The organism is Mucilaginibacter sp. SG564 (assembly GCF_013149275.1).
GTDB lineage: Bacteria > Bacteroidota > Bacteroidia > Sphingobacteriales > Sphingobacteriaceae > Mucilaginibacter.
Window position 1 is genome coordinate 972063 of record NZ_JABGNA010000001.1, and the last position, 23433, is coordinate 995495.

A 23433-nucleotide genomic window follows, 5' to 3' on the forward strand; every position below is an offset into this window, starting at 1 on the left:
TAATTAACCAGGTTTTATAAATCTTCTGGAATGAAAAAAACCCTACTTATTGTTGATGACGATTTAAGTATTTTAAAATTACTCAACTTCATCCTTTCAAAGGATTACGATATAGTGGTTAAAAACAATGGTATTGATGCCTTTGGTTGGCTTGAGGATGGTAACATGCCTGAGCTGATTATTTCTGATCTTCAAATGCCTTATTTTGACGGACAATCATTTGTAAAAAATGTTAAGATCAGTGGTTTCTACCGTGATCTTCCGGTGATCCTTCTTTCTGCGGCACATGATCTTGATGAACAGGTAGGGAAAATGCCATTTAAAGTCGAGACCTATATTCAAAAGCCTTTTAAACCAACCGAATTAAAAAACGCAATTAACCAACTTTTAGAAAGTTATGAGTCAACAAACATCTGATTGGAACGAGAGCTCGGGTTCTCATGTTAAGATCGCGTATGCTGGTTCGGCATTAAAAGAATTGGTCTCAACCGGTATTAATGGTAATTTCAAAGTAATATATAATGATTCTTTTGCCGACCTTGAAGAGTATCTGGGTAATCAATCCATCCTAACCGTTCCTGATATTATTTTAATGGAGGTTGATACCGATGGCCAATGTTTTAAAATAGTTGAAGAGATCAAAAAAAGCTTTTTGCTTCACGGGTCTATCATTGTTCTTTTATCATCTAATAACGATAAAAGCCTTAAACAAAGGGCCATGCAGCTAAAGGTTCACGATTTTTATAGCGTTCCGTTTCCTATTGATAACCTGCGGGAGCGCCTTAACTTCCTGGTTACCTTTAAACTCATCAAACCAAAATTGCTTGAGCTATCTAAAGAAGTTGATACAACTTATAAAATGCCGATTGGTAAGCGCTTAATTGATTTATTGATATCTTGCAGCATGCTATTTGTGCTATCCCCGGTATTTTTGATTATTGCCATATTGATCAGGTTAGATTCAAAGGGCCCTGTATTTTATAAAAGTAAGCGGGTAGGTACAGGATATAAAGTATTTGATTTTTATAAATTCAGATCGATGCGCACCGATGCCGATCAATTGCTGGCAAAGCTCTCAACAGAAAACAATCAGTATGCAACTGAAGCAGGAACTAATAAAGCCGCATTTGTTAAGATTAAAAACGACCCGCGTATTACTAAACTGGGGCAATTTTTACGCAATTCAAGTCTTGATGAGCTGCCTCAATTATTTAATATCCTTGTGGGCGATATGTCTGTAGTAGGAAATAGGCCACTGCCAGTTTATGAAGCTGAAATGCTAACCTCAAACGAATGGTCGATGCGTTTTCTGGGTCCAGCGGGTTTAACAGGGCTTTGGCAGATCAGTAAAAGAGGCAAAGAAGACATGTCTGAACGGGAAAGAAAAAAATTAGATAATTTTTATGCTCAAAAATATTCTATTTGGTTAGATTTAAGGATTATTATGGGAACCATACCTGCATTGTTTCAAAAAGAAAAAGTATAACACTAATGAGCAAAAATATTATAAAGCTTTCCCTTCTATTAATCTTTATCGTTTTCACAAATAATACCTATGCACAGGAATCTTTTATTAAGGATATATCCTACCCATATCTGGAAAAACTGATAGCCACAGCAAAGAAAAACTATCCGGAAGTTAAATTAAGACAAAGCCAGGTAAATGCCGCAAAAAGCAATTACAATGCAACCAAATTCGCCTGGCTCGATGGCTTAACCGCATCTTATATTTACAGTCCCCAAAATTCTATCAATCTTGCTACCCCGACTATTTTTAAGGGATATCAATTGTCTATATCTTTAAACATAGGCCAACTACTTAAAAATCCAGCCACAACCAATGCAGCCAGGGAAACGTATAAAGTAGCAGAGTATCAGCAAAGCGAATATTTGTTAAGCCTGGAAGCTCAGGTAAAACGCTTTTATTTTGCCTACCTGGAAGCTCAGGCCGAACTCAGATTGCGCTCAAATGCGGTACTTGATGCCGAAGGTGCGGTTAAACAATTAAAGTACGCTTTTCAAAAAGGAGAAACCACTTTTCAGATCTATAACGAGCAATTAAATAGCCTTTACAATCAAAACTCATTCAAAGTACAAGCTGAATTGGCCACATTTACAGCTAAAACCAATCTTGAAGAATTATTGGGTACTAAATTAGAAGAGATTAAATAATAATGGAGATAGCCAAGTTTTTTAAGCTTTTACGTAAATATCGCACTACACTCATCATCGTACCGCTGGTAACGATAATCGGTTCTTTTTTTCTTGTTAAAAACCTACCCAACAGCTATATATCACATGCGCAGATTGCTACTGGTATTGTTGATGCGTCCAGACACCTATTGGATAAGGATGATAATATAAATGCCCAAGAGCAGCAGGTTTTTCGTGAGTTTAGTAATCTTATCGCCATTATGAAGCTCAAGAAGCTGATTAATCAGGTTTCTTATCAACTCATGATACACGACCTGAGTAATCCTGTACCGTTTCGTAAATTCAGTAAAGAACTAACTGCTTTACACCCCTATGAACGCGATAGAGCTTTAGCTTTATTTAAAAACAAATTCCAAAGAATGGAACCTTTATCGTTGTATGATAAAGAGGAAGATAAATTAAATGACATCCTCATATCCATGAAATATGATGAGCGTTCCATAATGAAAGAGCTTGTTATAGCACGAGATGAGGACAGCGATTTCATTACGGTTACTTTTGATTCAGAAAATCCACAATTATCTGCATTTATAGTAAATACTTTGTGTAACCAATTCATCGCTTACTATACCCAAAATGTAAGGCAGAACGAAACTAATGCTGTGAATTTCTTATCGAAACTTCTTGAAGAAAAAAAGAACGCTTTAGATAAAAAAACAGAAGAACTGCAGAAATACAAGATACAAAACGGTGTATTAAGTCTTGATGAGCAATCAAAGGCTATTTTTGGCCAGATCATGGTTTATAACGATAAAAAGTTACAGGCCGAAAAAGACATCGTTTCCTATGATGGCGCCATTAACGCGATCAACAGTAAATTTGAGCCTGGCGACAGAAAGTATGTAGAAGCTTCCGTAAGTAAGTATAATCAAGCCATCACTACAACTCAGGATCAGTTACATATCCTGGAAGACAGATATGTTCGCAGTGGATTTAATCCACGCTATAAAAACACGATAGACTCTGTCCAAAACTTGCTTACGACACAGATAAATCAGTCGTCAGATAAGTACGTTACTAATCCATTAGTGGCCAAAGACGATCTGATCCATCAAAAACTGACGCTCGAAATTTCAAGAGACCTGGCTAAATACAGTGTAAAATCTATCGATAACGAGCTTGCCAATCTGAATGGCAAATTTTCGCGCCTGGTACCGTTTGACGCCACCGTAAAAACCTATGATTTTGACATTGATATTGCCGGTAAGGAATATCTGGATGTTTTAAACCGGTATAACGAAACCAACCTGAAATCAAACTTCTCCATCAACCTGAGGCAAGTTGAAATTGCTGCACCTGATGTAGCACAACCTTCAAAAAAACTACTACTGATTGCTCTTAGTGTAATATTAAGCGTATTTGCCTGCCTACTTGGGTTATTTGTACTGTTTTATTTGGATAGAAGTATCCAGGACCCATCAGACCTGGTTAACAGAACGCAATTGCCCCTGTTGGGTTATCTCCCCCCTATTAAAGGCGAAAACCTTGACTTGAAAAAGCTTTGGGATGTAGAACACCGGGATAAAATGAAGCAATTTAAAGAATTGATCAGATCTGTGCGGTTTGAGATAGACCAGGAGCTTCAGGGTGATAAAATCATTGCTATAACCAGTTTGGATGCGGCAGAAGGCAAAACATTATTAGCTATTAGTTTGGCTTATTCTTATTCCATGATCAATAAGAAGGTATTGCTAATTGATGGAAATTTTGACAACCCTACTGTTAGTAAAACAGCTATGCCTGGCGTTTACCTGGAGGATTATTTTAAAAATAACCCGCTTAATACCCAGGAAGTAAATAGCAGTACCGCAACCGTACTTGGCAACCATGGCGGAGACGTTACCTTATTTGAAATTGGAGATGAAGCATTTTTGAAAACACGCTTTGATGATCTCAAAACAAAGTATGATATTGTTATTATCGATACAGCACCGCTAACGTCTTTAAACAAATCAAAGGAGTGGTTATTATTTGCCAATAAGATCATTGCTGTTTTTGAATCGGGTAAAAGCATTACCAATACGCAAAAACCGAATGTGGCCTATTTGCGCAGCCTTAATACAAAATTTGCCGGCTGGATACTTAACAAAACCGATTTTAATCAGAAAAAAGATTCGGTGTCATAAGCCGCATCTCCTTATCGCTATAAAGGTCTATAATTAATTAAAATCATATTAATTATGAGGTTAGAACCAGAGAAAAAGAAACTCGACCCGTTTGAAAGCTTAAGTCCTGTTCAAAAAAAATCTCGTAAGGCTGCTGTTATCGTAGCGTTTATTGGTTCATTTGCCTGGGTTGTTAAAATTTTATTTTTTTAATCAGATAAACAGCAAATGCTGAATAACATGAATCATAATGAAACAAAGTTATCACTTTGGAAAAGCGTGCTCGCACAAAAGCTATCCAATAAGGTGGTAATATTATTTTTGTTATTGATTTCGTTATTCTTCAGCTATATAGTTTATAAATTCGGGATCATTGGAGGCAGCATTGTTTTAACCTTGCTTGTAGGTATTCCCATCTTATATGGCATTGTAGCCTATCCTAAATTCGGCATCACTATACTAATATTTGCTTCCTTTTTTGTGAATTATGTATCAGAGATAGTTCCGGAAATTGCCCCTATCGGAACTCTGCTTGACGCCATAACATATTTGCTGATCCTGGGATTTTTCATCAAGCAGAGAAAAGAACATGATTGGTCGCGTTTTAAAAACCCCATCAGTTATATTATCTTAATCTGGCTGGCCTATAACCTGTTAGAGGTTGCCAATCCCTGGGCAACATCAAGGCTTGCCTGGGTTTACACGGTACGTACCGTTGGTTTTATTATGCTGATGTACTTTGTATTTGTATATCACATCAGATCTGTTGATTTCATCAAGTTTTTGCTGAAGCTATGGCTGGCTTTTTCATGTATTGCCGCAATATCTGCATTTCAGCAGGAAAACATTGGTTTCTTTTGGTTCGAAAAAGACTACCTATATGCCGATCCCTTAAGGGTTAGCCTGCTTTTTATAAACGGGCATATGCGCAAATTCGGCATTTTTCCTGATCCGGTTACTTTTTCATACAACATGGTTGTTGCTGCTTTACTGTGCATCGCTTTAATTATGGGTAACCATAGCTTGCGTAAAAAAATAGCCTTGGGCTTTATGGCAGCATTTTTTCTTTTTGTGATGCTTTATTCAGGCACAAGAGCAGCATACGTCCTCGTCCCTGCATCATTACTCATGCTTGCCGTATTGAATTTCAATAAAAAGGTAATGATCTTCGCTGTTACAGCAGGTTTAATGCTCGGCTTTCTGATTGTAATGCCTACCTCCAACCCATTGATCAAACGGTTCCAAACAGCATTTAACCCCTCGAGCGACCCATCATACAATGTACGGGCAGAGAATCAAAAACGTATAAAACCATATATTTTATCGCACCCAATAGGCGGTGGTCTCGGCTCGGTTGGTGTTTGGGGGCGCCGGTTTTCGCCAAATTCCGAGTTATCAAAGTTCCCTCCCGATAGCGGTTACGTACGTGTTGCTGTAGAAATGGGCTGGATTGGACTAATCCTTTTTTGTACACTCATGTACATTGCTCTTTATAACGGCATTAACTATTACTACAGGATCAAAAACCCCGAACTTAAGAACTATTGCATGGGTATGATACTCGTCATATTTGCTTTCAATGTAGGTAATTTCCCCCAGCAGGCCTTGGTACAATACCCCAGCAATATCATGTTTTATTTAGCCATTGCTATAATCGTGGCCTGCATGCGCCTGGATAATGACGAACAGGAAAAGGCCCTGGCAAAACCGTTGGTAAACGAGCAGAAACTACAAAAATGGAGTTAACTAAATGGCACTAATATTAACCATAAAATCAAACCCTGGATTAAAGCGCTTTGTACACTGGCTTATTGTTCGCAGCGGTGAGGCTAAACCCAGGTTGTGGGTACGCTGGTTTGTCAATCCATTTTTTCACAAACGAGGCAAGCGGTCTGTTGTCAGGTTCAAGGCACGAATGGACATATTCCCCTTCAATAATTTCTCTTTGGGCAGCAATAGTATTATAGAAGATCTGGCAACCATTAATAACGGAGTTGGCGATGTTATTATCGGAAATAATTGTGGCATCGGGATCGGTAATGTATTGATAGGCCCCGTGACTCTGGGTAATTACGTTATGCTGGCCCAAAACATTGTACTTTCGGGGCTTAACCACGGCTACGAGGATGTCACTACTCCCCCCCGTTTACAAAAAGTAACCACCAAACAAATCATCATTGCCGATAACGTTTGGATAGGCGCCAACAGCGTGGTTACAGCTGGCGTTACCATTGGCAAACATGCTATTATTGGCGCCGGCAGTGTGGTTACCAAAGATATACCTGAATATAGCGTAGCAGTTGGCAACCCCGCAAAGGTGATCAAGAAATATAATTTCACAACTAAGAGCTGGGAAAAGGCATAATACATGGGTTTGCTTAAAAAAGTTATCAATAAACACACGCTTTCTTTAGCCAGTAATGCCATTATGCCGGTGTTGGGCATGGCTATACTATCGCTGATGGCCCGCTATCTTTCCAAAGCTGACTTCGGTGATTATATATTTTTCCTGATCGTATTTACCCTGGCCGATACCTTTCGTACTGGCTTTATGCAAACCTCACTTATTAAGTTTTACGCAGGTACCGATAAAACACGCGCGGCTAATATAGCAGGCTCAGCCTGGTATCTGGGTTTTATGATAGTACTGGCATTTGGGGTAGGTAATTTGCTGATGTATTTTTTCTACTTCGGCAATAACTTTAATATGGCGATGATCATCAAATGGTTCAGCTTGATATTTCTTTGTACACTCCCATCTGCCATAGCCATGTGGATACTGCAGGCCGAGGAACGCTTTGACAAATTGTTCTTACTACAGCTCATCAATCAGGGTGGATTTTTTATATGTATACTGCTATTGATCATTTTTCAGAAAGCCAGCTTTCAGAACGCGTTATATAGTTATCTAATTAATAATATATTAAGCAGTTTAATTACAGTTATTATTGGCTGGTCAAAAGTAAAAACTATCGGCAGTAAAAGCTGGGCATCCATCAAAGAACTGGCTCATTTTGGCAAGTTTAGTGTAGGTACCTCCATCAGCTCGTACTTGCTGCGCAGTTCTGATACTTTTATTATTAAAATGATGTTTCCATCTGAACTACTGGCAGTTTATTACATCCCGCAGCGCCTTATGGAAATATTTGAGATACCGCTGCGGGCTTTTATAGCTACAGCGCTTCCGGTAATGTCAGGTGCAGTTCATCGTGAGGATAAGAGGTATGTTTCCTATATCATGAAAAAGTATGCCGGCATGCTCACCATAGCGTTGATACCTATTGCTATAGTTTCATTTATAGCTGCCGATCTGGTCATAGGTTTACTTTTTGGCGGCAAATATCAGCACTCAGATGCAGGCAATATCTTCCGTATATTCATGTGTTTTGTGATGTTGTTGCCTATCGATAGGTTTTTTGGTATTACGCTCGATATCATAGGCAAACCACAGCTTAACATGATTAAGGTGTTTATTATGCTTGCCGTAAATGTAGCCGGCGATTTTGCGGGCATATTTATTTTCCATAATCTTTATGGCGTAGCAATTGCATCCATTTTCACATTCTTTTCCGGGGCTATATTTGGTTACTGGGCCCTAAAGAAACACCTGGAATTTAAGCTTGGTGATATATTTAAACTAGGCTATATTGAATTAGTGGAATTATTAGGCATTGTATATCAAAAAGTGCTTAAAAAAGAGCCTGAACAAAATTGATATGGAGCTCAAAAACAGGCATATCATTATTTTTTCACAGATGCAGTTTGACGGCCGCCTGGAGTCGACCAACTATACCATGGCCAAGCATTTGGCCAAAGACAATTTTGTGTATTATGTCGATCGTCCTTTTACCTGGAAGGATTATATTAAGTTTAAAGATACCAAAGAATATCGTGTTCGTAAACCACACTTTTTTTCGGCATCCAACAGTTACATTCAAACAGATATTCCCAATCTCAAGATCATTATTTCGCCTCCGGTACCATCAATCAATATGCTTCCCGAGGGTCGTTTGTACCGCGCAGCTGTTAAATTCAATGAAGGAATTGTTGCCAGACGACTAAAAAAGGTAATTAAAAACCTGAATATCAAGGATTACATCTACATCAATTCCTACAACTATACCTATCCCACTTTTCATCAACTCATAAAACCATTATTAACCGTTTATCATTGTGTTGATCCCTTGGTTGAAGAATATCAAATAAGGCATGGGCTTATATCTGAAGATATTGTAGTAAAAAGTGTAGATATGGTGATCTGTACCAGTAAACAGCTACGGGATAGCAAAAAAAAGATAAACAGTAACTCATTTTTTATTCCTAATGCAGCAAATATAGCCCATAGTCAAAAGGCACTTGATCCTCAATTACCGGTGGCCAATATTTTATCAGACATCAAGAAACCGGTGATCGGGTACTTTGGAAACATAGAACGCCGTATTGATTATGACCTGCTTGCCGAAGTATTACAGCAAAACCCTGATAAAAACTTTGTTTTTGTAGGTCCTATTGATGAGGATTACTTAGAGCATCCGGTATTTAAGGCATCTAATCTACTGTTAAAAGGTGCTGTACCTTATGAGCAGATGCCCGCTGTTCTAAAAGGCTTTGATGTGGCTATTATTCCTTTTAAAAAAGACGAAGTAAGTAATTCCATATTTCCTTTAAAATTATTTGAATACCTGGGTTCGGGGCGACCTGTAGTATCAACGGATTTTAATACCGATCTGCATGAATTTACCGGCAATACCGTAAGCTATTGCAGCAATGCCACCGAGTTCTCCAATGCCTTAAACACAGCGTTAAATGACCGCCCCAATCTTCAGCAAAAACGACTTGAAGTGGCGGCCGGAAACACTTGGGAGCATCGGATCCTGGAGATCAAAAACTTATTGGCATTAAATTTAGACAGAAAGCTTAATAGCTAACTTATATAAAACGCCTTTCAGATAACAAACATGGATATTATAAAACTAATAGCAACAATAATTATGGATGTGCTTTTTATATACCTGGGTGTATACAGCATTTATCTATTTATTTTCTCAGTTGCGGGGAAATTAATACCCATTAAACAACCTCCGGTTGCTTCTACGTTAAGTCGGTTTGTAATTTATATCTGTGCTTATAAAGAAGATGAGATTTTATTAAACTCTGCCGCAAGTGCCTTAACTATTGATTATCCTAAAGATCTGTTTCATGTTTGCATTATTGCGGATTCCCTTAAACCCGAAACTATTGAAAAATTAAAACAGATGCCCTTGCAGGTATTGGAGGTTTTTTTTGAGAACAGCACCAAATCAAAAGCCTTAAATAAAGCCATTGAAAATACAGCTGATGGCTTCGACGCGGCCATCGTTTTTGATATTGATAATGTAGCAGCCTCCGACTATCTGCACCAGATCAACAACTGGCTACAAATGGGCGAACGGGTGATACAGGGACACCGGGTAGCCAAAAATACCAATACCCAGGTAGCGGTGCTTGATGCCATAAGCGAAGAAGTTAACAATCACATTTTCAGACACTCGCAATGGTTATTTAAACTATCTGCAGCTATAATTGGTTCTGGAATGGCTTTGGAATACAAACTCTTTAAGGAAACCATGGGTAAAATAGACGCCGTAGGTGGTTTTGATAAAGAGATGGGATTGATACTTACCCGCCAAAAAATAAGAGTAGCCTACGCCGAAAAAGCTTTGGTTTATGATGAAAAAGTAAGCAACCCAGAAGTATTTAAAAAACAACGTAAAAGGTGGCTGTCGGCCCAATTTAATCTGTTGCGAAAGTATGGCAGCAGCGGCTTGGGGCAACTATTTTTACATGGAAACTTTGACTATTTTAACGAAATATATCAAATGTCAATATTACCGCGGGTACTGATGTTGGGATTGATGCCTTTTATGTTGCTGATGTCCTTCCTACTTCCAGGCATAGGCCCTCACTGGCAACTATGGCTCGCAGCCACGCTTTGTTGTTACATTGGTATTGTTGTTGCTATACCCAGACAGTTCTTTAACAGGAATCTGTTCAACGCGGCACTAAAACTGCCACTGATATTTTTCACCATGTTATTGTTGCTATTTAAATTAAAAGGTGCCAATAAAAAATTTATTCACACCCCTCACGATCACACTGCCGCGTAATTACGCACAGAAGAATTGACGAGGGCATAAAGATGTTAACCGGATAAATAATTGTCTCACAATGTCCAATCCAGTAAATACAGACGCTATAAATACATTGAACAATACACAGGCTGATTATCCCAGAGATAAAGCGCTTCATCATTTAATTGCAGATCGTGCCGCTCAACTACCCGATGAGGTTGCCGTTGTATTTGAAAACCGCACACTTACTTTTAAACAGGTAAACGAAGCGGCAAATAAACTGGCTAGGCACCTGCTCACATTCAACATACAAACAGGTGATATTATTGGTCTATCGGTTGATCGCTCTCCCGAAATGCTTATCGCATTGTTAGCCATCTTAAAAACCGGTGCGGCTTATGTACCTCTTGATCCTGAATATCCGAAAGACCGGGTAGAGTTCATGATGGAAGATTCGGCTGCCAAAATATTGCTCACTTCTCAAAAATTTAAGGGGCATTTTGTTTCAGTAGCACAGGAGGTTTTGATTGAAGATGCGATAGCTAAATTTGATAGCTATAGTAGCGAAGAACCAGAAACTATAGTTACAGGAGATGACCTTGCCTACGTGCTATTTACATCAGGCTCAACCGGTAAACCCAAAGGTGTACAGATCAAACATCATAATCTGGTCAATTTTCTGCTCAGCATGCAAAAAAAACCCGGATTAAAAACCGGCAATAATCTGCTTGCTGTAACCACTATTTCCTTTGACATTGCCGGGCTCGAAATGTTTTTGCCGCTGTTAACCGGTGCTAAACTGATCATTACTGATGCGATTACTGCTAAAGATGGTCGCGCGCTGATCGATTTGGTTACTGATCATCAGATAACCGTAATGCAGGCTACCCCTTATACCTGGCGGGTAATGCTGGAAGCGGGCTGGGAAACCAAATTCCCGCTCCGGATACTTTGTGGAGGTGAGGCCCTCCCTAAGGATCTGATCAATAAACTCCTTGCCCGTTGCTCCGAACTTTGGAATATGTATGGCCCGACTGAAACTACGGTATGGTCGACAGTAAAACAGATTACCAGCAACGAAGATATTTCGATCGGCAAACCCGTAGATAACACGCAGATTTACATTCTTGACGAAAAGCTGAACAACTTTACAGACGGAACCATTGGCGAAATATATATTGGTGGCGATGGTGTTGCCAAGGGCTATTTAAATCGCCCTGAGCTTACAAACGAGCGTTTTGTGAATGATATATTTTCGGGCATTCCCGGAAGCAAAATGTACCGTACCGGTGATTTAGGTAAAATACGTGAAGATGGAGAGGTCGTTTGCCTTGGTCGTATTGATCACCAGGTAAAAGTACGTGGTTATCGTATTGAACTGGAAGAGATAGAACAAAATCTGTTAAAACAAGACAATGTAAAACAAGCCGTTGTTATTGCCCGTGAAGATACTCCCGGAAACCCGCGGTTAGTAGGTTACGTGATCATCCATGATCAAAAAAGTGATAACGATCTGCGCGCGCAATTTGATACCTGGCAACGGGGCCTATTGGAGGTATTACCGGAATATATGGTACCCGATGATTTTGTGATCATGGAAACCATCCCGATTACGCCTAATGGTAAAATAGACCGTAAGGCCTTGCCAAAACCAAACTATAGCAACATACAACGTACCGGCGAGATTGTAGCGCCACGCACCAGCAATGAAAAACTGGTAGCCGATGTATGGAAAGAGTTAATGGGCTTGGAAACCATTAGTATTTTTGACAATTTCTTTGAACTGGGTGGTCGTTCCCTGGTAGCAGTTAAAATTATGGCTCGCCTGGAACAGGAAACTGGTAAACGCTTGCCGTTGGCCACGCTTTTTGAACATGCTACAGTAGAAAAATTGGCTGCCCGCCTTGAAGTTGATGCGACCTCTATCACCTGGGAATCCTTAGTTCCGATAAAACCTAATGGCACAAAAATGCCGCTTTATATTGTACACGGCGCTGGTTTGAATGTATTATTATTCAATGCCTTGGCTATGAATATGGATGCTGAGCAACCAGTTTATGGTCTTCAGGCCAAAGGATTGAATGGTATTGATGACCCATTGGATGTTATGGAAGAGATAGCTGCTAATTACATAGCCGAAATTGTAGCAAAGAATCCGGAAGGCCCCTACGCCCTTGCAGGGTACTCCTTAGGTGGCATTATTGCCTATGAAATGGCCAATCAATTAATGGCCGCAGGTAAAGAGGTGAAAATGCTGGCCATGTTTGATACCTATGCAGATCTGTCAACTATTAATGATCCTTTACTAAAAAAGATATTTAATAAAGCTACTTTGGTTTTAAAACAGATCGGCTATAGTTTGGTATTGCTCGCAGAAGATCCTAAACGCACCATTGAATATAAGAGTCTGATCATTAAAAGGAAGATCATTAAACTTTTCTGGAAAATAGCTCCGGGCAAGGACGAGAAGAAAGAAGGCTTTTTTGCTTATGATAACGAGATAGACGAAGCAAGTGAAAAAGCATTGCGCAATTATATTCTGAAACCATTACCGATAGCCATTGAATTATTCAGAGCTAAGAAACGCACTTTTTACATGGCCGATTTTAAATTCCTGGGCTGGCGTCCATTTGCGCAAAAAGGCGTTCATGTGCATGATATCCCTGGTGAGCATAATACCATATTTGCTCCACCAAACGATAAGGAATTTGCCGTGGTGCTGCAAAATTGCCTTGATCAGGTATCCAAGAATTAATATCCTCTATATAATTAACTAACTGATTGCCCGGTGATATAAATTATCACTGGGTAATTTTTTGGAATCGCTTTTTGATCTTCAAAAAAGGTTTTTCATAACCATAATACGAAGCCGAAGCCAAGGCTATAGTCCCCCCTGTTGTCACTGTATAGATCAGGATGTTTTCGATAAATATCCCCAGGGAGATCAAATACTTTTTAACCAGGAATAACACCAGGAATAAAACAAATTTATGCAGTAAATATATCCCGTATGAAATTTGGCCGATATAATCCAGATATCTGTGATTTAATGAATAGATGCTTGTACCAGCCTCGCAAAGGTTTACAATAAGTAACGACGACATAAATGCTATCAAAACATCACCATGCGGAATATCATAGTTGATATACAACCCAAGATAAATAATATAAATCATCATTAATATGGCCTGAAACCATCTTTTAAAGATCACATTAAATAGACGTTGAAATTTAAAATCAAATTCCGGGTGCTTGGTATTGTAATAAATAACGGCAATCACCGCCCCTATCATCATATTATCATAGCGGGCGTAATACAAAAATATATGTAGTATGTGGTAAGCTGAGCTCTCATTGGCAATCCTGCCAAATATTACCTGTATCGCGATGATAAAAACGATAAAAAGTAATAATGCATAAAGAATATGGTTCAGCTTTTTGAGCCTGAAAAAATGAGGGTGAAAAATATAAAACTGCTCTTCGGTACCAATTGACCAGATTGGATCCATAATAGCCGGTAACAGGTTGAGACAAAATGCCAGGTTGGGTAAAAACAATACCGAAAGCCATAACGCTTTATCTGCCCCACCCGGATAAATAAAAAAACCAAATAAAACCACCAGAAAGTATAAAGGCCATATTCTCAAAAGCCTTCGCATATAAAAAGCTTTAAAATTAACTGCTCCAAAATTTTTCTTTTCTTCCAGTAATAAATAGGTTATTAAAAATCCGCTTAATGAAAAGAAAACCGTTACACCGATCTTGCCTAAATTAAGCACATCAAAATGCGGTATACGTGGTATGTTAAAATTGCCTTTGTGTAATTCAATATGCGCTATAACCACCATCAGGGCGGCCAAGGCCCTGATCCCGTTTAAATTGGGGAAATGCAATTTGGGGCGATTTTTACTCAATGAAACTTGCTTCGTTCCATCATCCATAGCTATTTTATATTACGATTTTAACTTTTAGATAATCTTTTCTGATTAAGAAATAACACTATAAATACTTATGTATCAATACAACCTTATGTTACAACACTCCAACTCACGCCTGGCACACTTCTGACTATGCGCTTCACCTCGCTATGGCTTAACTTTTGATAATATTAATTCGTAAACGTATCACTTCTGTCTTAATCATTATACATGAAAAAAGTTTCTATTGTTACAGTAAATTTTAATCAGCCGGCAGTTACTGAAGATTTGTTGGAATCAATAGAAAAATTGAACAGCTACAAAAACATTCAAATTATTGTAGTTGATAATGCAAGTATAGCAAATCCCCTACCAGAGTGGTCTTTAAAATATCCGCATGTAACTTTTATACGCTCCGAGGTCAACCTTGGTTTTGCAGGTGGAAATAACCTGGGGATTAAAGAAGCAACCGGCGATTATCTTTTCCTGGTCAATAATGATACTGAATTTACCCCTGGCCTGGTCGAAAAACTGGTTCAGGTTATGGATACCAAAGATGAAGTGGGGATGGTATCGCCTATGATCAAGTATTACAGCGACAAGCAGTTGATACAATACGCAGGATATACACCCATGAATTATTATACCTGCCGTAACAGTTGCATTGGCTTTAAGCAAAAGGACACTGGCCAGTATGATCATATCACGGGCCCTACCGCCTATTGTCATGGTGCGTCTATGATGATCAGAAAAGAAGCTGTAGACAAAGCCGGGTTAATGAGCGAAAATTATTTTTTATACTACGAAGAAGTGGATTGGTGCGAACATATCATGAACGCCGGGTATAAGGTCTGGATTTGTACTGATGCATTGATCTACCATAAAGAATCGGTGTCAGTAGGTAAAAAAAGTAAACTAAAAGAGTATTTCATGAACCGCAACCGCATGTTGTTTATACGGCGTAACGCGCCATTTGGTAAAATGCTGATCTTTTACGTTTATTTTTTACTTTTTGTAGTGCCCCGGAATTTAATAGCTTATCTTAAAGCGGGTAACAGCAATTTTATACCTGTACTTTTTAAAGCCATCTGGTGGAATTTCACCCATTCAAAAAATAGCAACAATTTAGGTTATCCTATTAGCACCATCAAATGAAAATTACATTAGCCATAAGCCTCCTTATTGTATTTTACACCTTTGCGGGTTATGGGATACTTCTATATGCCATCATACGTATCAAAAGAATATTCAGGGGTACCAAAGTAATAACAGAAGATCTGGATAACCTACCCACTTGCACACTGGTTGTAGCAGCCTATAACGAGGAAGGGTTTATAAAAGATAAAATAGCTAATACTCTTTTATTAAATTACCCTGCAGGGAAATTGAACCTGCTTTTTGTAACTGATGGATCATCAGACGATACACCAAACATCATAGCACAATATTCACAGATCCAATTATTGCATCAATCGCAACGGAACGGTAAAATAGCAGCAGTACATCGTGCTATGGAATTTGTACATACCGATGCAGTTGTATTTACCGACGCCAATACATTTTTGAATAAAGATGCACTGATAAAAATCTGCAGGCATTATATCGATGCCACAGTTGGGGCGGTAGCCGGGGAAAAACGTGTACACTTTGATGAAAATGCCGATGCCAGCGCCGCGGGTGAAGGCTTTTATTGGAAGTATGAATCAGCATTAAAAAAATGGGATTCTGAACTGTATTCGGTTGTTGGCGCGGCTGGTGAATTGTTTAGTGTAAGGCGTCATCTTTATCAGCCCGTTCCGGCAGATACCGTACTGGACGACTTTATGATATCTATGCTGATAGCCAAAAAGGGATATCGGATTGTATACGAACCCGAAGCTTATGCCACAGAAACTGCATCAGAAAACGTATCAGAAGAGTTAAAAAGAAAGGTAAGGATAGCAGCCGGAGGCATACAATCTATTTTACGGTTAAAAAGCTTATTCTATCCTTTTGTTTACCCAGTTCTCTCATTTCAATACATCAGTCACCGCGTTCTGCGATGGACTATTACCCCTTTTTTATTGATATTATCATTTGTACTCAATATTATATTGGCTCTTGAACCTGGGGCTACTGGATACCAATTACTTTTATTGGCTCAAATATTGTTTTATACGCTTGCGGTATTAGGGTTTATTATGGAGAAGAAACAACTTCGCATAAAAATATTGTTTATACCATATTATTTTTGTGTGATGAATTATGCAGTTTTGGCTGGCATTATCAGATATTTTACAGGCAAACAAAGTGCTGTTTGGGAAAAAGTACAGCGCAAACAATAACCGGTGCTTAATAACAATTAAAATATTAAATATATAAAAGTATAAAATCGCTATCCTGACCTGGTTTAAAGTTCCTGCAACTAACTTTAAAACCCAATTAATAAATGGTCTGATCAGTTCAGATAGTTATCCTTGTCAACTTATGAATAATAACAACGGCATCACATCGTCAAAGGATACAGATCATACGCTTCTGCTCCAAGGGTTATTTGAGCGTCAGCTAAATAAAACGCCTGATGCCGTCGCCGTTGTTTATAATGGCGAAAGTATTACTTATGCCCGTTTAGATCAGCTCTCCAATAACCTGGCAGCCGCTATTATTTCAACGTCACCAAATTCAGTAATAATTGGCGTCAATACCTATCGGTGCATTGAAACCATCATCAGCGTTTTAGCCATACTTAAAGCAGGCAAGGCATATTTACCTCTTGACACGGGATATCCCAAAGACAGGCTTGAGCAGATCATAGCCGACTCTGGTATCGATACCTGTATAACACCTAAAGCTCAGGAGTATTTTTTCGAAGAGCTGCCACTTAATATTCTGTTGAATGATCATGTTTATCCCGAAGTGAATCCGTTACCTTCAACGACAGACCGGGGTGCATACGTTCTTTACACCTCAGGATCAACCGGTAAACCCAAAGGCGTTCTGATGGGCCACTTGGCATTAGTAAACTTATTACTATGGCAAAAAGATCATTCTACATCCGCATCGGGTTCGCGCACCCTGCAATTTGCTCCGCTTACTTTTGATGTGTCTTTTCAGGAGATCTTCGCTACCCTTACTACCGGCGGCACGCTGGTGCTAATAAATGACGAATTGCGAATAGATCCTGTTCAACTTTTACAATATATTGAGTCACAATCGATAAACCGGATATTTTTACCATTCGTGGTGCTTCAGTATTTAACCGAAGCTGCCGTTAGCAATGATCTTTTTCCTACCTGTCTAAAGGAGATTATGACCGCAGGTGAGCAATTGAAAATAACTCCCCAGATCGGTAGTTTTTTTAAAGCACTGCCAGGCTGTACATTATATAATCAATATGGCCCAACTGAGACCCATGTAGTAACACAACTAAAGTTGGATGGCGATCCATCGCTCTGGCCATTTTTACCGAATATTGGTATACCGATTGATAATACCGACATCATTATATTGGATGAATTGTTTCATCAAGTACCTGAGGGAGAAACGGGGGAACTTTGCGTTGCTGGTATAAGCTTAGCTGAAGGCTATTTAAATAAACCCGAACTAACCATCGAAAGATTCGTTAGCTGGTCAGAAACAGAAAATAAAACCACGCGCATTTACCATACCGGCGACCTGGCCCGTTATTTACCGGATGGTAATATTGAATATTTAGGCCGTAAAGATACCCAGGTAAAGATCAGAGGTAACCGCGTGGAATTAGGCGAGATAGAGGTATTGTTAAATCAGTTAGAAAACATCAGGCAGGCCGTGGTTATTGCTGGCGAAGATGCCGCAGGGCAAAAACGACTGTTGGCATATCTTGTCGCATCCGATAAATCGCAAAATACAGATAAGGTACGTCAGCATTTAGAAAAGCATTTACCCGATTTTATGTTGCCTTCTGCTTATATATGGTTAAATGAGCTACCTAAAACCACCAGTGGCAAAGTAGATCGTAAGGCTTTACCACAGCCCAATTTGCAAAGACCAGAACTTTCTACCTCATACAAAGCACCATCTACAATAACAGAGAAAAATATCACCACTGTATGGATGAATTTATTGCAGTTGGACAAGATTGGTTTGGATGATAATTTTTTTCAATTGGGAGGTAACTCGTTACTGGCTTTAAAAACAGTAAGTGAGTTAAAACAGCAATACAATTATGTTATACCCATCACTAAGCTTTACCAATATCCTACCATAGCGGGTTTAGAAGGTTTATTAAACGGCACAAACGAAACAAAACAGTTTTCAATCCGCAAAAAAAACAAAGAGAATAATGCTAACCGCGATGTAGCTGTTATCGGCATGGCTGGCCGGTTCCCAGGAGCCAATAATATCGATGAGTTTTGGGAACTTTTAACCGAAGGACGTGAAACAACCAGTTTTTTTAGTGTTGATGAAATAGACAAACATATTCCAACTGCAATAAAAAACAATCCTGCTTATGTAAAAGCACGTGGTATTATTGATGGAGCCGACAAATTTGATGCTGAATTTTTTGGCTTCAACCCGCGATCGGCCGAATTAATGGATCCCCAGCAACGTATATTCCTGGAAATAGCCTGGGAAGTATTGGAAAAAACCGGACACCTGCCTAAAAAATACATGGGAACTGTTGGTGTTTTTGCCGGGTGTGGGTACAATACTTATTACGATAACAATGTTTTAACCAATCCGGATATAGTAGAAAAGATAGGTCATTTCCAGGTGCGGCTCTTAAATGAAAAAGATTATATAGCTACCAGAACAGCCTATCAATTAAATCTGCAAGGCCCTGCAGTAGCCGTTTATGCCGCATGTTCGACATCTTTATTGGCAGTGGCTCAAGCCGTAAACAGTATACGCGACGGACAATGTTCCGTGGCCATTGCGGGCGCAGCATCCATCACTTCGCCTGTAAAAAGCGGGCATCTTTACGAAGAAGGGGCCATCATGAGCAATGATGGCCATTGCCGCCCGTTTGACGAATTGGCAACAGGAACCGTTTTTAGCGATGGCGCAGGCGTTGTTTTACTAAAAAATCTGGAAGATGCGCTGCAAGATGGCGATACCATTTACAGTGTTATCAAAGGTGTTGGCGTTAATAATGACGGTTCGGTTAAAAGTAGTTTTAGCGGGCCAAGTGCTCAAGGTCAGGCTGGTGCTATCGCTATGGCTATTGATGATGCCGGAATCGAGGCTTCATCTATAAGCTATATAGAGGCGCATGGAACGGCCACCCCTCTTGGCGATCCTATTGAAATAGAAGGTTTAAATCTAGCTTTTGGCGAACAGGACAAAAAGCAGTATTGCGCTATTGGCTCGGTAAAGAGTAATATGGGCCACCTAACAGCGGCTTCAGGGGTTGCCGGATTAATCAAAACGGTTTTGGCTTTGCGTAACCGGCAAATACCGCCATCACTATTTTATCAGCATATCAACCCGAACATTGATATTTCCAATAGTCCATTTTATGTGAACGAGCAATTAAACCCATGGGAAACAGATGATATCAGGCGTGCCGGTGTGAGTTCATTTGGTGTGGGTGGTACCAATGTACATGTGGTATTGGAGGAATTTGAAGAGAAAACAACTCCTCCGGGAATTGATAAGCCGTGGAAATTGATCTGCTGGTCGGCAAAAACAGAAAGTAGTTTAAATCAGTATGCTCAAAACCTTGGCAACTATATTTCAAAGTACCCCACAGTCAATCTGAATGATATTGCCTACACCCTGCACTCCACCAGGGCGGAATTTAATGTTCGCAGGTTTGTATTAGCGACCAATAATGGAGAATTGATATCTAAATTAAACACACCTGGAGAACCGTCCGCTTCAAAAAACTTAAAAACAGACATTAGCGGTATAGTTTTCATGTTTCCAGGTCAAGGCTCGCAGTATGCCAAAATGGGCGCCGATCTGTATCAAACCGAGCCCGTTTTTGCCAATGCAGTGAATGAATGTATAGCCCTTTTGCAAGGAACTATACATGAGGAATTACTGCAAATATTATATCCAGAAACAGAGGATGAACAATCACACGAAAAAATAAAACAAACCATAAACGCACAACCCGCCATATTTATCCTGGAATATGCCATGGCCAAATTATGGATGAGCTGGGGTATACAGCCTGAGGTTTTAATTGGCCATAGCATTGGCGAATTTGTAGCGGCCCATTTAGCAGGCGTATTTACGTTAAAAGATGCGTTGTTTTTAGTACCCGAAAGAGCAAGGCTGATCAATAGCGTACCAACTGGCAGCATGCTATCAGTGCGCTTAACGGCAGATCAGCTTATAGCGTTATTACCAAATGGCTTATCTATAGCAGCTATCAATAGCCGTAAATTGTGTGTAGTAGCCGGACCGGATGATCTTATTAATAAATTCGCTGCTGATCTATCCGAAAAAAGCATACCCAGCCGCTTACTGGTAACCAGTCACGCTTTTCATTCATCCATGATGGATGAGGTTATTGCCCCGTTTGAGGCGGCAGTAAGATCCATAAAATTAAATGCACCGGTAAAACCATTAATATCAACCGTAACCGGTAACTGGATGAGCGAAGCAGAAGCCACCGACCCGGCCTATTGGGCGCAACATCTGCGCAGAACTGTTCGTTTTGCCGATGGCTTGGATACTTTACTGCAGGATGAAAACAGGCTTTTCCTGGAGGTTGGCCCCGGAAATATATTAGCTACCTTAACACGCCAGCATGAAGCAGGCAGGAAAGCAACGGTTATATCAGGATTTGAGAAAACCGAAACCAATGATGAATGTTATTCTGTTCTTAAAGCACAGGGACAACTTTGGTTAAGCGGATTAGAACTTAATTGGGATGTTGTTTATCAAGGCCAGAACAGGAAAAGGATCGATCTCCCTACTTATGCATTTGATCATAAACGATACTGGCTCGAACCTGCAGCTATTACTCATAAAATTGAAACAATAGCTGATGCTTTTGTTCAACAAACAGAAAACCCGATCACGCAAACCATACCAATGAGAAAAGATATTTTAATTACTAAACTGAAAGAAATATTTGAAGATGCTGCCGGCATTGAAATAGAAGCGGCTAATACAGGGCTGAGTTTTATGGAAATAGGGTTCGATTCTCTTTCGCTCACACAAATAGCTACTAATCTTAAAAAAACATTCAATGTGCCGATTACTTTTAGGAAATTATTTGAAGAGTATAACAGCTTAAACCTGCTGGCATCTTATCTGGATGCCAATCTCCCTGCCGATGTTTTGAAGCCGGAAGCAGTTGCACCGGCACCGGTAGTAGCACAGCAACAGGCATTTATACCACCAACTATAAACACCAGTGCAGGAAATAACGATCTGATCATTGGGTTAATATCGCAACAATTGCAGTTGCTTACCAACCAGCTTGCGCTTTTACAAAACGGCAATGGTATTCAACAAGGCACTACTATCCAAAATAATAGTATCCCCGCTCCTGTTATAGCACCTGCAAAGCCTTCAATAACATACGAACTCAGTCCCGAAGAACAAGTAGAATTAAAAAAACCATTTGGCGCGACGGCTCGTATCGAAAAGCAAACACTGGAACTCAACAACAAACAAGCGGCGTTTTTAAAAGAACTGACCGCCCAGTACAATACAAAAACCAGCGCCAGTAAAGCACAAACACAAAAAGATCGTCCATACATGGCCGATCCCCGTGTGGTAAGTGGTTTCAGGCCATTGACTAAAGAAATTGTATATCCTTTGGTGGTTAACCGCTCCAAAGGCAGTCATGTATGGGATATCGATGGCAACGAATATATTGATGCGTTGAATGGATTTGGATCAAACTTTTTAGGTTATCAAACAGATCAACTTAAAAAAGCCGTTCTGGAGCAGGTTGAAAAAGGCTATGAAATAGGTCCGCAGCATGAACTGGCAGGCGACGTTTGTAAGCTGATCACCGAGTTTACCAATTTTGATCGGGCAGCCCTTTGCAATACCGGATCCGAGGCCGTTTTAGGTGCCATGCGTATTGCTCGTACGGTTACAGGCAGATCGCTTATTGTGGCTTTTAGCGGCTCTTATCATGGCATTAATGATGAAGTGATTGTTCGCGGGACTAAAAAATTGAAGACGGTACCAGCCGCTCCCGGCATTATGCCCGAAGTAGTGCAAAATATGCTGATACTGGATTACGGCACCGAAGAATCTTTAAAAATAATAGCTGAACGCGCCCACGAGCTGGCGGCTGTACTGGTTGAACCTGTACAAAGCCGCAGACCGGAATTTCAACCCGTAGCATTTCTAAAGAAAGTAAGAGAGATAACCCAGCAATCAGAAACTGTTTTAATATTTGATGAAGTAATAACGGGTTTCCGGATGCATCCGGGTGGTGCGCAGGCCCTGTTCGGTATCAAGGCTGACCTGGGCACTTATGGTAAAGTTATCGGTGGTGGCATGCCCATTGGCGCTATAGCCGGTATCAGCAAATATATGGATGCTTTGGATGGTGGCAACTGGCAATATGGCAACGACTCTACCCCTGAGGCTGGGGTTACTTACTTCGCGGGCACCTTTGTTCGTCACCCTTTAGCGTTGGCAGCCGGGAAGGCTACGTTGCTGTATATGAAAGAGCAGGGCCCATCATTGCAGGAAGATCTGAACGCACGAACTAAACGATTAGCCGATGCCTTAAACGTTATTTGTGAGCAAAATGGCATTCCTGTTTACGTACCCTATTTTGGTTCGCTTTGGAAAATAAAATTCAAATATGAACTGGCTTACGGCGAATTACTGTTTACACTCCTACGCCTTAAGAGCATTCATATCTGGGATCTTTTCCCTTGTTTTTTAACCGCTTCCCATACGGATGAGGAAGTAGATCTGATCATCAGCAAATTCAAGGAAAGTGTTGCAGAACTAATAGCCTCAGGGTTTATGCCATCAGAAAAACAGCAACAAACTCATGTTATGCAAAATGGCTTAGCTACAACCCCGCCTGTACCTGGTGCAAAACTTGGGCGTGATAAAGACGGTAATCCGGGTTGGTTTATCAGTGACGAAAACAATCCAGGACAATATTTACAGGTAAAAGTTAGCAACAACTGA

The 23433-nt window shown here is 39.9% G+C and carries 15 protein-coding genes; 14 read left to right on the forward strand and 1 reads right to left on the reverse strand.

What is annotated here, in order from left to right:
- Positions 1–30 precede the first annotated feature (30 nt).
- The 11 genes from FHW89_RS03615 (at position 31) to FHW89_RS03665 (ending at position 13184) form a co-directional block, all read left to right on the forward strand.
- Positions 31–417, forward strand: a complete 387-nt coding sequence (locus tag FHW89_RS03615) for a response regulator (protein ID WP_172333624.1) — start codon at positions 31–33, stop codon at positions 415–417.
- Positions 398–1486, forward strand: a complete 1089-nt coding sequence (locus tag FHW89_RS03620; protein WP_172333625.1) for a sugar transferase — start codon at positions 398–400, stop codon at positions 1484–1486. Before FHW89_RS03615 ends, FHW89_RS03620 begins: the two co-directional genes overlap by 20 nt.
- 5 nt (positions 1487–1491) lie before the next feature.
- Positions 1492–2172, forward strand: coding sequence for a TolC family protein (locus FHW89_RS03625; protein WP_172333626.1), 681 nt, complete (start codon positions 1492–1494; stop codon positions 2170–2172).
- A 2-nt stretch (positions 2173–2174) separates the two neighbouring features.
- Positions 2175–4340 (forward strand): AAA family ATPase, encoded by a 2166-nt coding sequence (locus FHW89_RS03630; protein WP_172333627.1) that lies wholly within the window; start codon positions 2175–2177, stop codon positions 4338–4340.
- A 54-nt stretch (positions 4341–4394) separates the two neighbouring features.
- Positions 4395–4532 (forward strand): hypothetical protein, encoded by a 138-nt coding sequence (locus tag FHW89_RS03635; RefSeq protein ID WP_172333628.1) that lies wholly within the window; start codon positions 4395–4397, stop codon positions 4530–4532.
- Positions 4533–4559: 27 nt separating this feature from the next.
- Positions 4560–6065, forward strand: a complete 1506-nt coding sequence (locus FHW89_RS03640; RefSeq protein ID WP_216650460.1) for an O-antigen ligase — start codon at positions 4560–4562, stop codon at positions 6063–6065.
- A gap of 4 nt (positions 6066–6069) precedes the next feature.
- On the forward strand, positions 6070–6684 hold the full coding sequence (locus FHW89_RS29050; protein WP_172333630.1) for a DapH/DapD/GlmU-related protein: 615 nt from the start codon (positions 6070–6072) through the stop codon (positions 6682–6684).
- A 3-nt stretch (positions 6685–6687) separates the two neighbouring features.
- Positions 6688–8034, forward strand: coding sequence for an oligosaccharide flippase family protein (locus tag FHW89_RS03650; RefSeq protein WP_172333631.1), 1347 nt, complete (start codon positions 6688–6690; stop codon positions 8032–8034).
- A 1-nt stretch (position 8035) separates the two neighbouring features.
- Positions 8036–9247 (forward strand): glycosyltransferase, encoded by a 1212-nt coding sequence (locus FHW89_RS03655; RefSeq protein WP_172333632.1) that lies wholly within the window; start codon positions 8036–8038, stop codon positions 9245–9247.
- A gap of 30 nt (positions 9248–9277) precedes the next feature.
- Positions 9278–10465: a glycosyltransferase family 2 protein gene (locus FHW89_RS03660; protein WP_172333633.1), complete on the forward strand. Its 1188-nt coding sequence runs from the start codon at positions 9278–9280 to the stop codon at positions 10463–10465.
- Between the two features lie 61 nt (positions 10466–10526).
- Positions 10527–13184, forward strand: a complete 2658-nt coding sequence (locus FHW89_RS03665; protein WP_172333634.1) for an amino acid adenylation domain-containing protein — start codon at positions 10527–10529, stop codon at positions 13182–13184.
- A gap of 46 nt (positions 13185–13230) precedes the next feature.
- Here the strand turns inward: FHW89_RS03665 and FHW89_RS03670 are convergent, their stop codons facing one another.
- Positions 13231–14370 carry an acyltransferase gene (locus FHW89_RS03670; RefSeq protein ID WP_172333635.1) on the reverse strand — a complete coding sequence of 380 codons (1140 nt, stop codon included), beginning with the start codon at positions 14368–14370 and terminating at the stop codon, positions 13231–13233.
- A gap of 207 nt (positions 14371–14577) precedes the next feature.
- Here FHW89_RS03670 and FHW89_RS03675 point away from each other — a divergent pair, with 207 nt between their 5' ends.
- The 3 genes from FHW89_RS03675 to FHW89_RS03685 all read left to right on the forward strand — a co-directional run bounded on the left by FHW89_RS03675 (position 14578) and on the right by FHW89_RS03685 (position 23433).
- Positions 14578–15501 carry a glycosyltransferase family 2 protein gene (locus tag FHW89_RS03675; protein ID WP_172333636.1) on the forward strand — a complete coding sequence of 308 codons (924 nt, stop codon included), beginning with the start codon at positions 14578–14580 and terminating at the stop codon, positions 15499–15501.
- Positions 15498–16670 carry a glycosyltransferase family 2 protein gene (locus tag FHW89_RS03680; RefSeq protein WP_172333637.1) on the forward strand — a complete coding sequence of 391 codons (1173 nt, stop codon included), beginning with the start codon at positions 15498–15500 and terminating at the stop codon, positions 16668–16670. Before FHW89_RS03675 ends, FHW89_RS03680 begins: the two co-directional genes overlap by 4 nt.
- Before the next feature lie 142 nt (positions 16671–16812).
- Positions 16813–23433, forward strand: a complete 6621-nt coding sequence (locus FHW89_RS03685; protein ID WP_172333638.1) for a polyketide synthase — start codon at positions 16813–16815, stop codon at positions 23431–23433.

What these genes read in the sequence shown, in the direction of transcription:
- FHW89_RS03615 (WP_172333624.1), top strand. Translation starts at nt 31, where the DNA reads ATGAAAAAAACCCTACTTATTGTTGATGACGATTTAAGTATTTTAAAA.
- FHW89_RS03620 (WP_172333625.1), top strand. Translation starts at nt 398, where the DNA reads ATGAGTCAACAAACATCTGATTGGAACGAGAGCTCGGGTTCTCATGTT.
- FHW89_RS03625 (WP_172333626.1), top strand. Translation starts at nt 1,492, where the DNA reads ATGAGCAAAAATATTATAAAGCTTTCCCTTCTATTAATCTTTATCGTT.
- FHW89_RS03630 (WP_172333627.1), top strand. Translation starts at nt 2,175, where the DNA reads ATGGAGATAGCCAAGTTTTTTAAGCTTTTACGTAAATATCGCACTACA.
- FHW89_RS03635 (WP_172333628.1), top strand. Translation starts at nt 4,395, where the DNA reads ATGAGGTTAGAACCAGAGAAAAAGAAACTCGACCCGTTTGAAAGCTTA.
- FHW89_RS03640 (WP_216650460.1), top strand. Translation starts at nt 4,560, where the DNA reads ATGAATCATAATGAAACAAAGTTATCACTTTGGAAAAGCGTGCTCGCA.
- FHW89_RS29050 (WP_172333630.1), top strand. Translation starts at nt 6,070, where the DNA reads ATGGCACTAATATTAACCATAAAATCAAACCCTGGATTAAAGCGCTTT.
- FHW89_RS03650 (WP_172333631.1), top strand. Translation starts at nt 6,688, where the DNA reads ATGGGTTTGCTTAAAAAAGTTATCAATAAACACACGCTTTCTTTAGCC.
- FHW89_RS03655 (WP_172333632.1), top strand. Translation starts at nt 8,036, where the DNA reads ATGGAGCTCAAAAACAGGCATATCATTATTTTTTCACAGATGCAGTTT.
- FHW89_RS03660 (WP_172333633.1), top strand. Translation starts at nt 9,278, where the DNA reads ATGGATATTATAAAACTAATAGCAACAATAATTATGGATGTGCTTTTT.
- FHW89_RS03665 (WP_172333634.1), top strand. Translation starts at nt 10,527, where the DNA reads ATGTCCAATCCAGTAAATACAGACGCTATAAATACATTGAACAATACA.
- FHW89_RS03670 (WP_172333635.1), bottom strand. Translation starts at nt 14,370, where the DNA reads ATGGATGATGGAACGAAGCAAGTTTCATTGAGTAAAAATCGCCCCAAA.
- FHW89_RS03675 (WP_172333636.1), top strand. Translation starts at nt 14,578, where the DNA reads ATGAAAAAAGTTTCTATTGTTACAGTAAATTTTAATCAGCCGGCAGTT.
- FHW89_RS03680 (WP_172333637.1), top strand. Translation starts at nt 15,498, where the DNA reads ATGAAAATTACATTAGCCATAAGCCTCCTTATTGTATTTTACACCTTT.
- FHW89_RS03685 (WP_172333638.1), top strand. Translation starts at nt 16,813, where the DNA reads ATGAATAATAACAACGGCATCACATCGTCAAAGGATACAGATCATACG.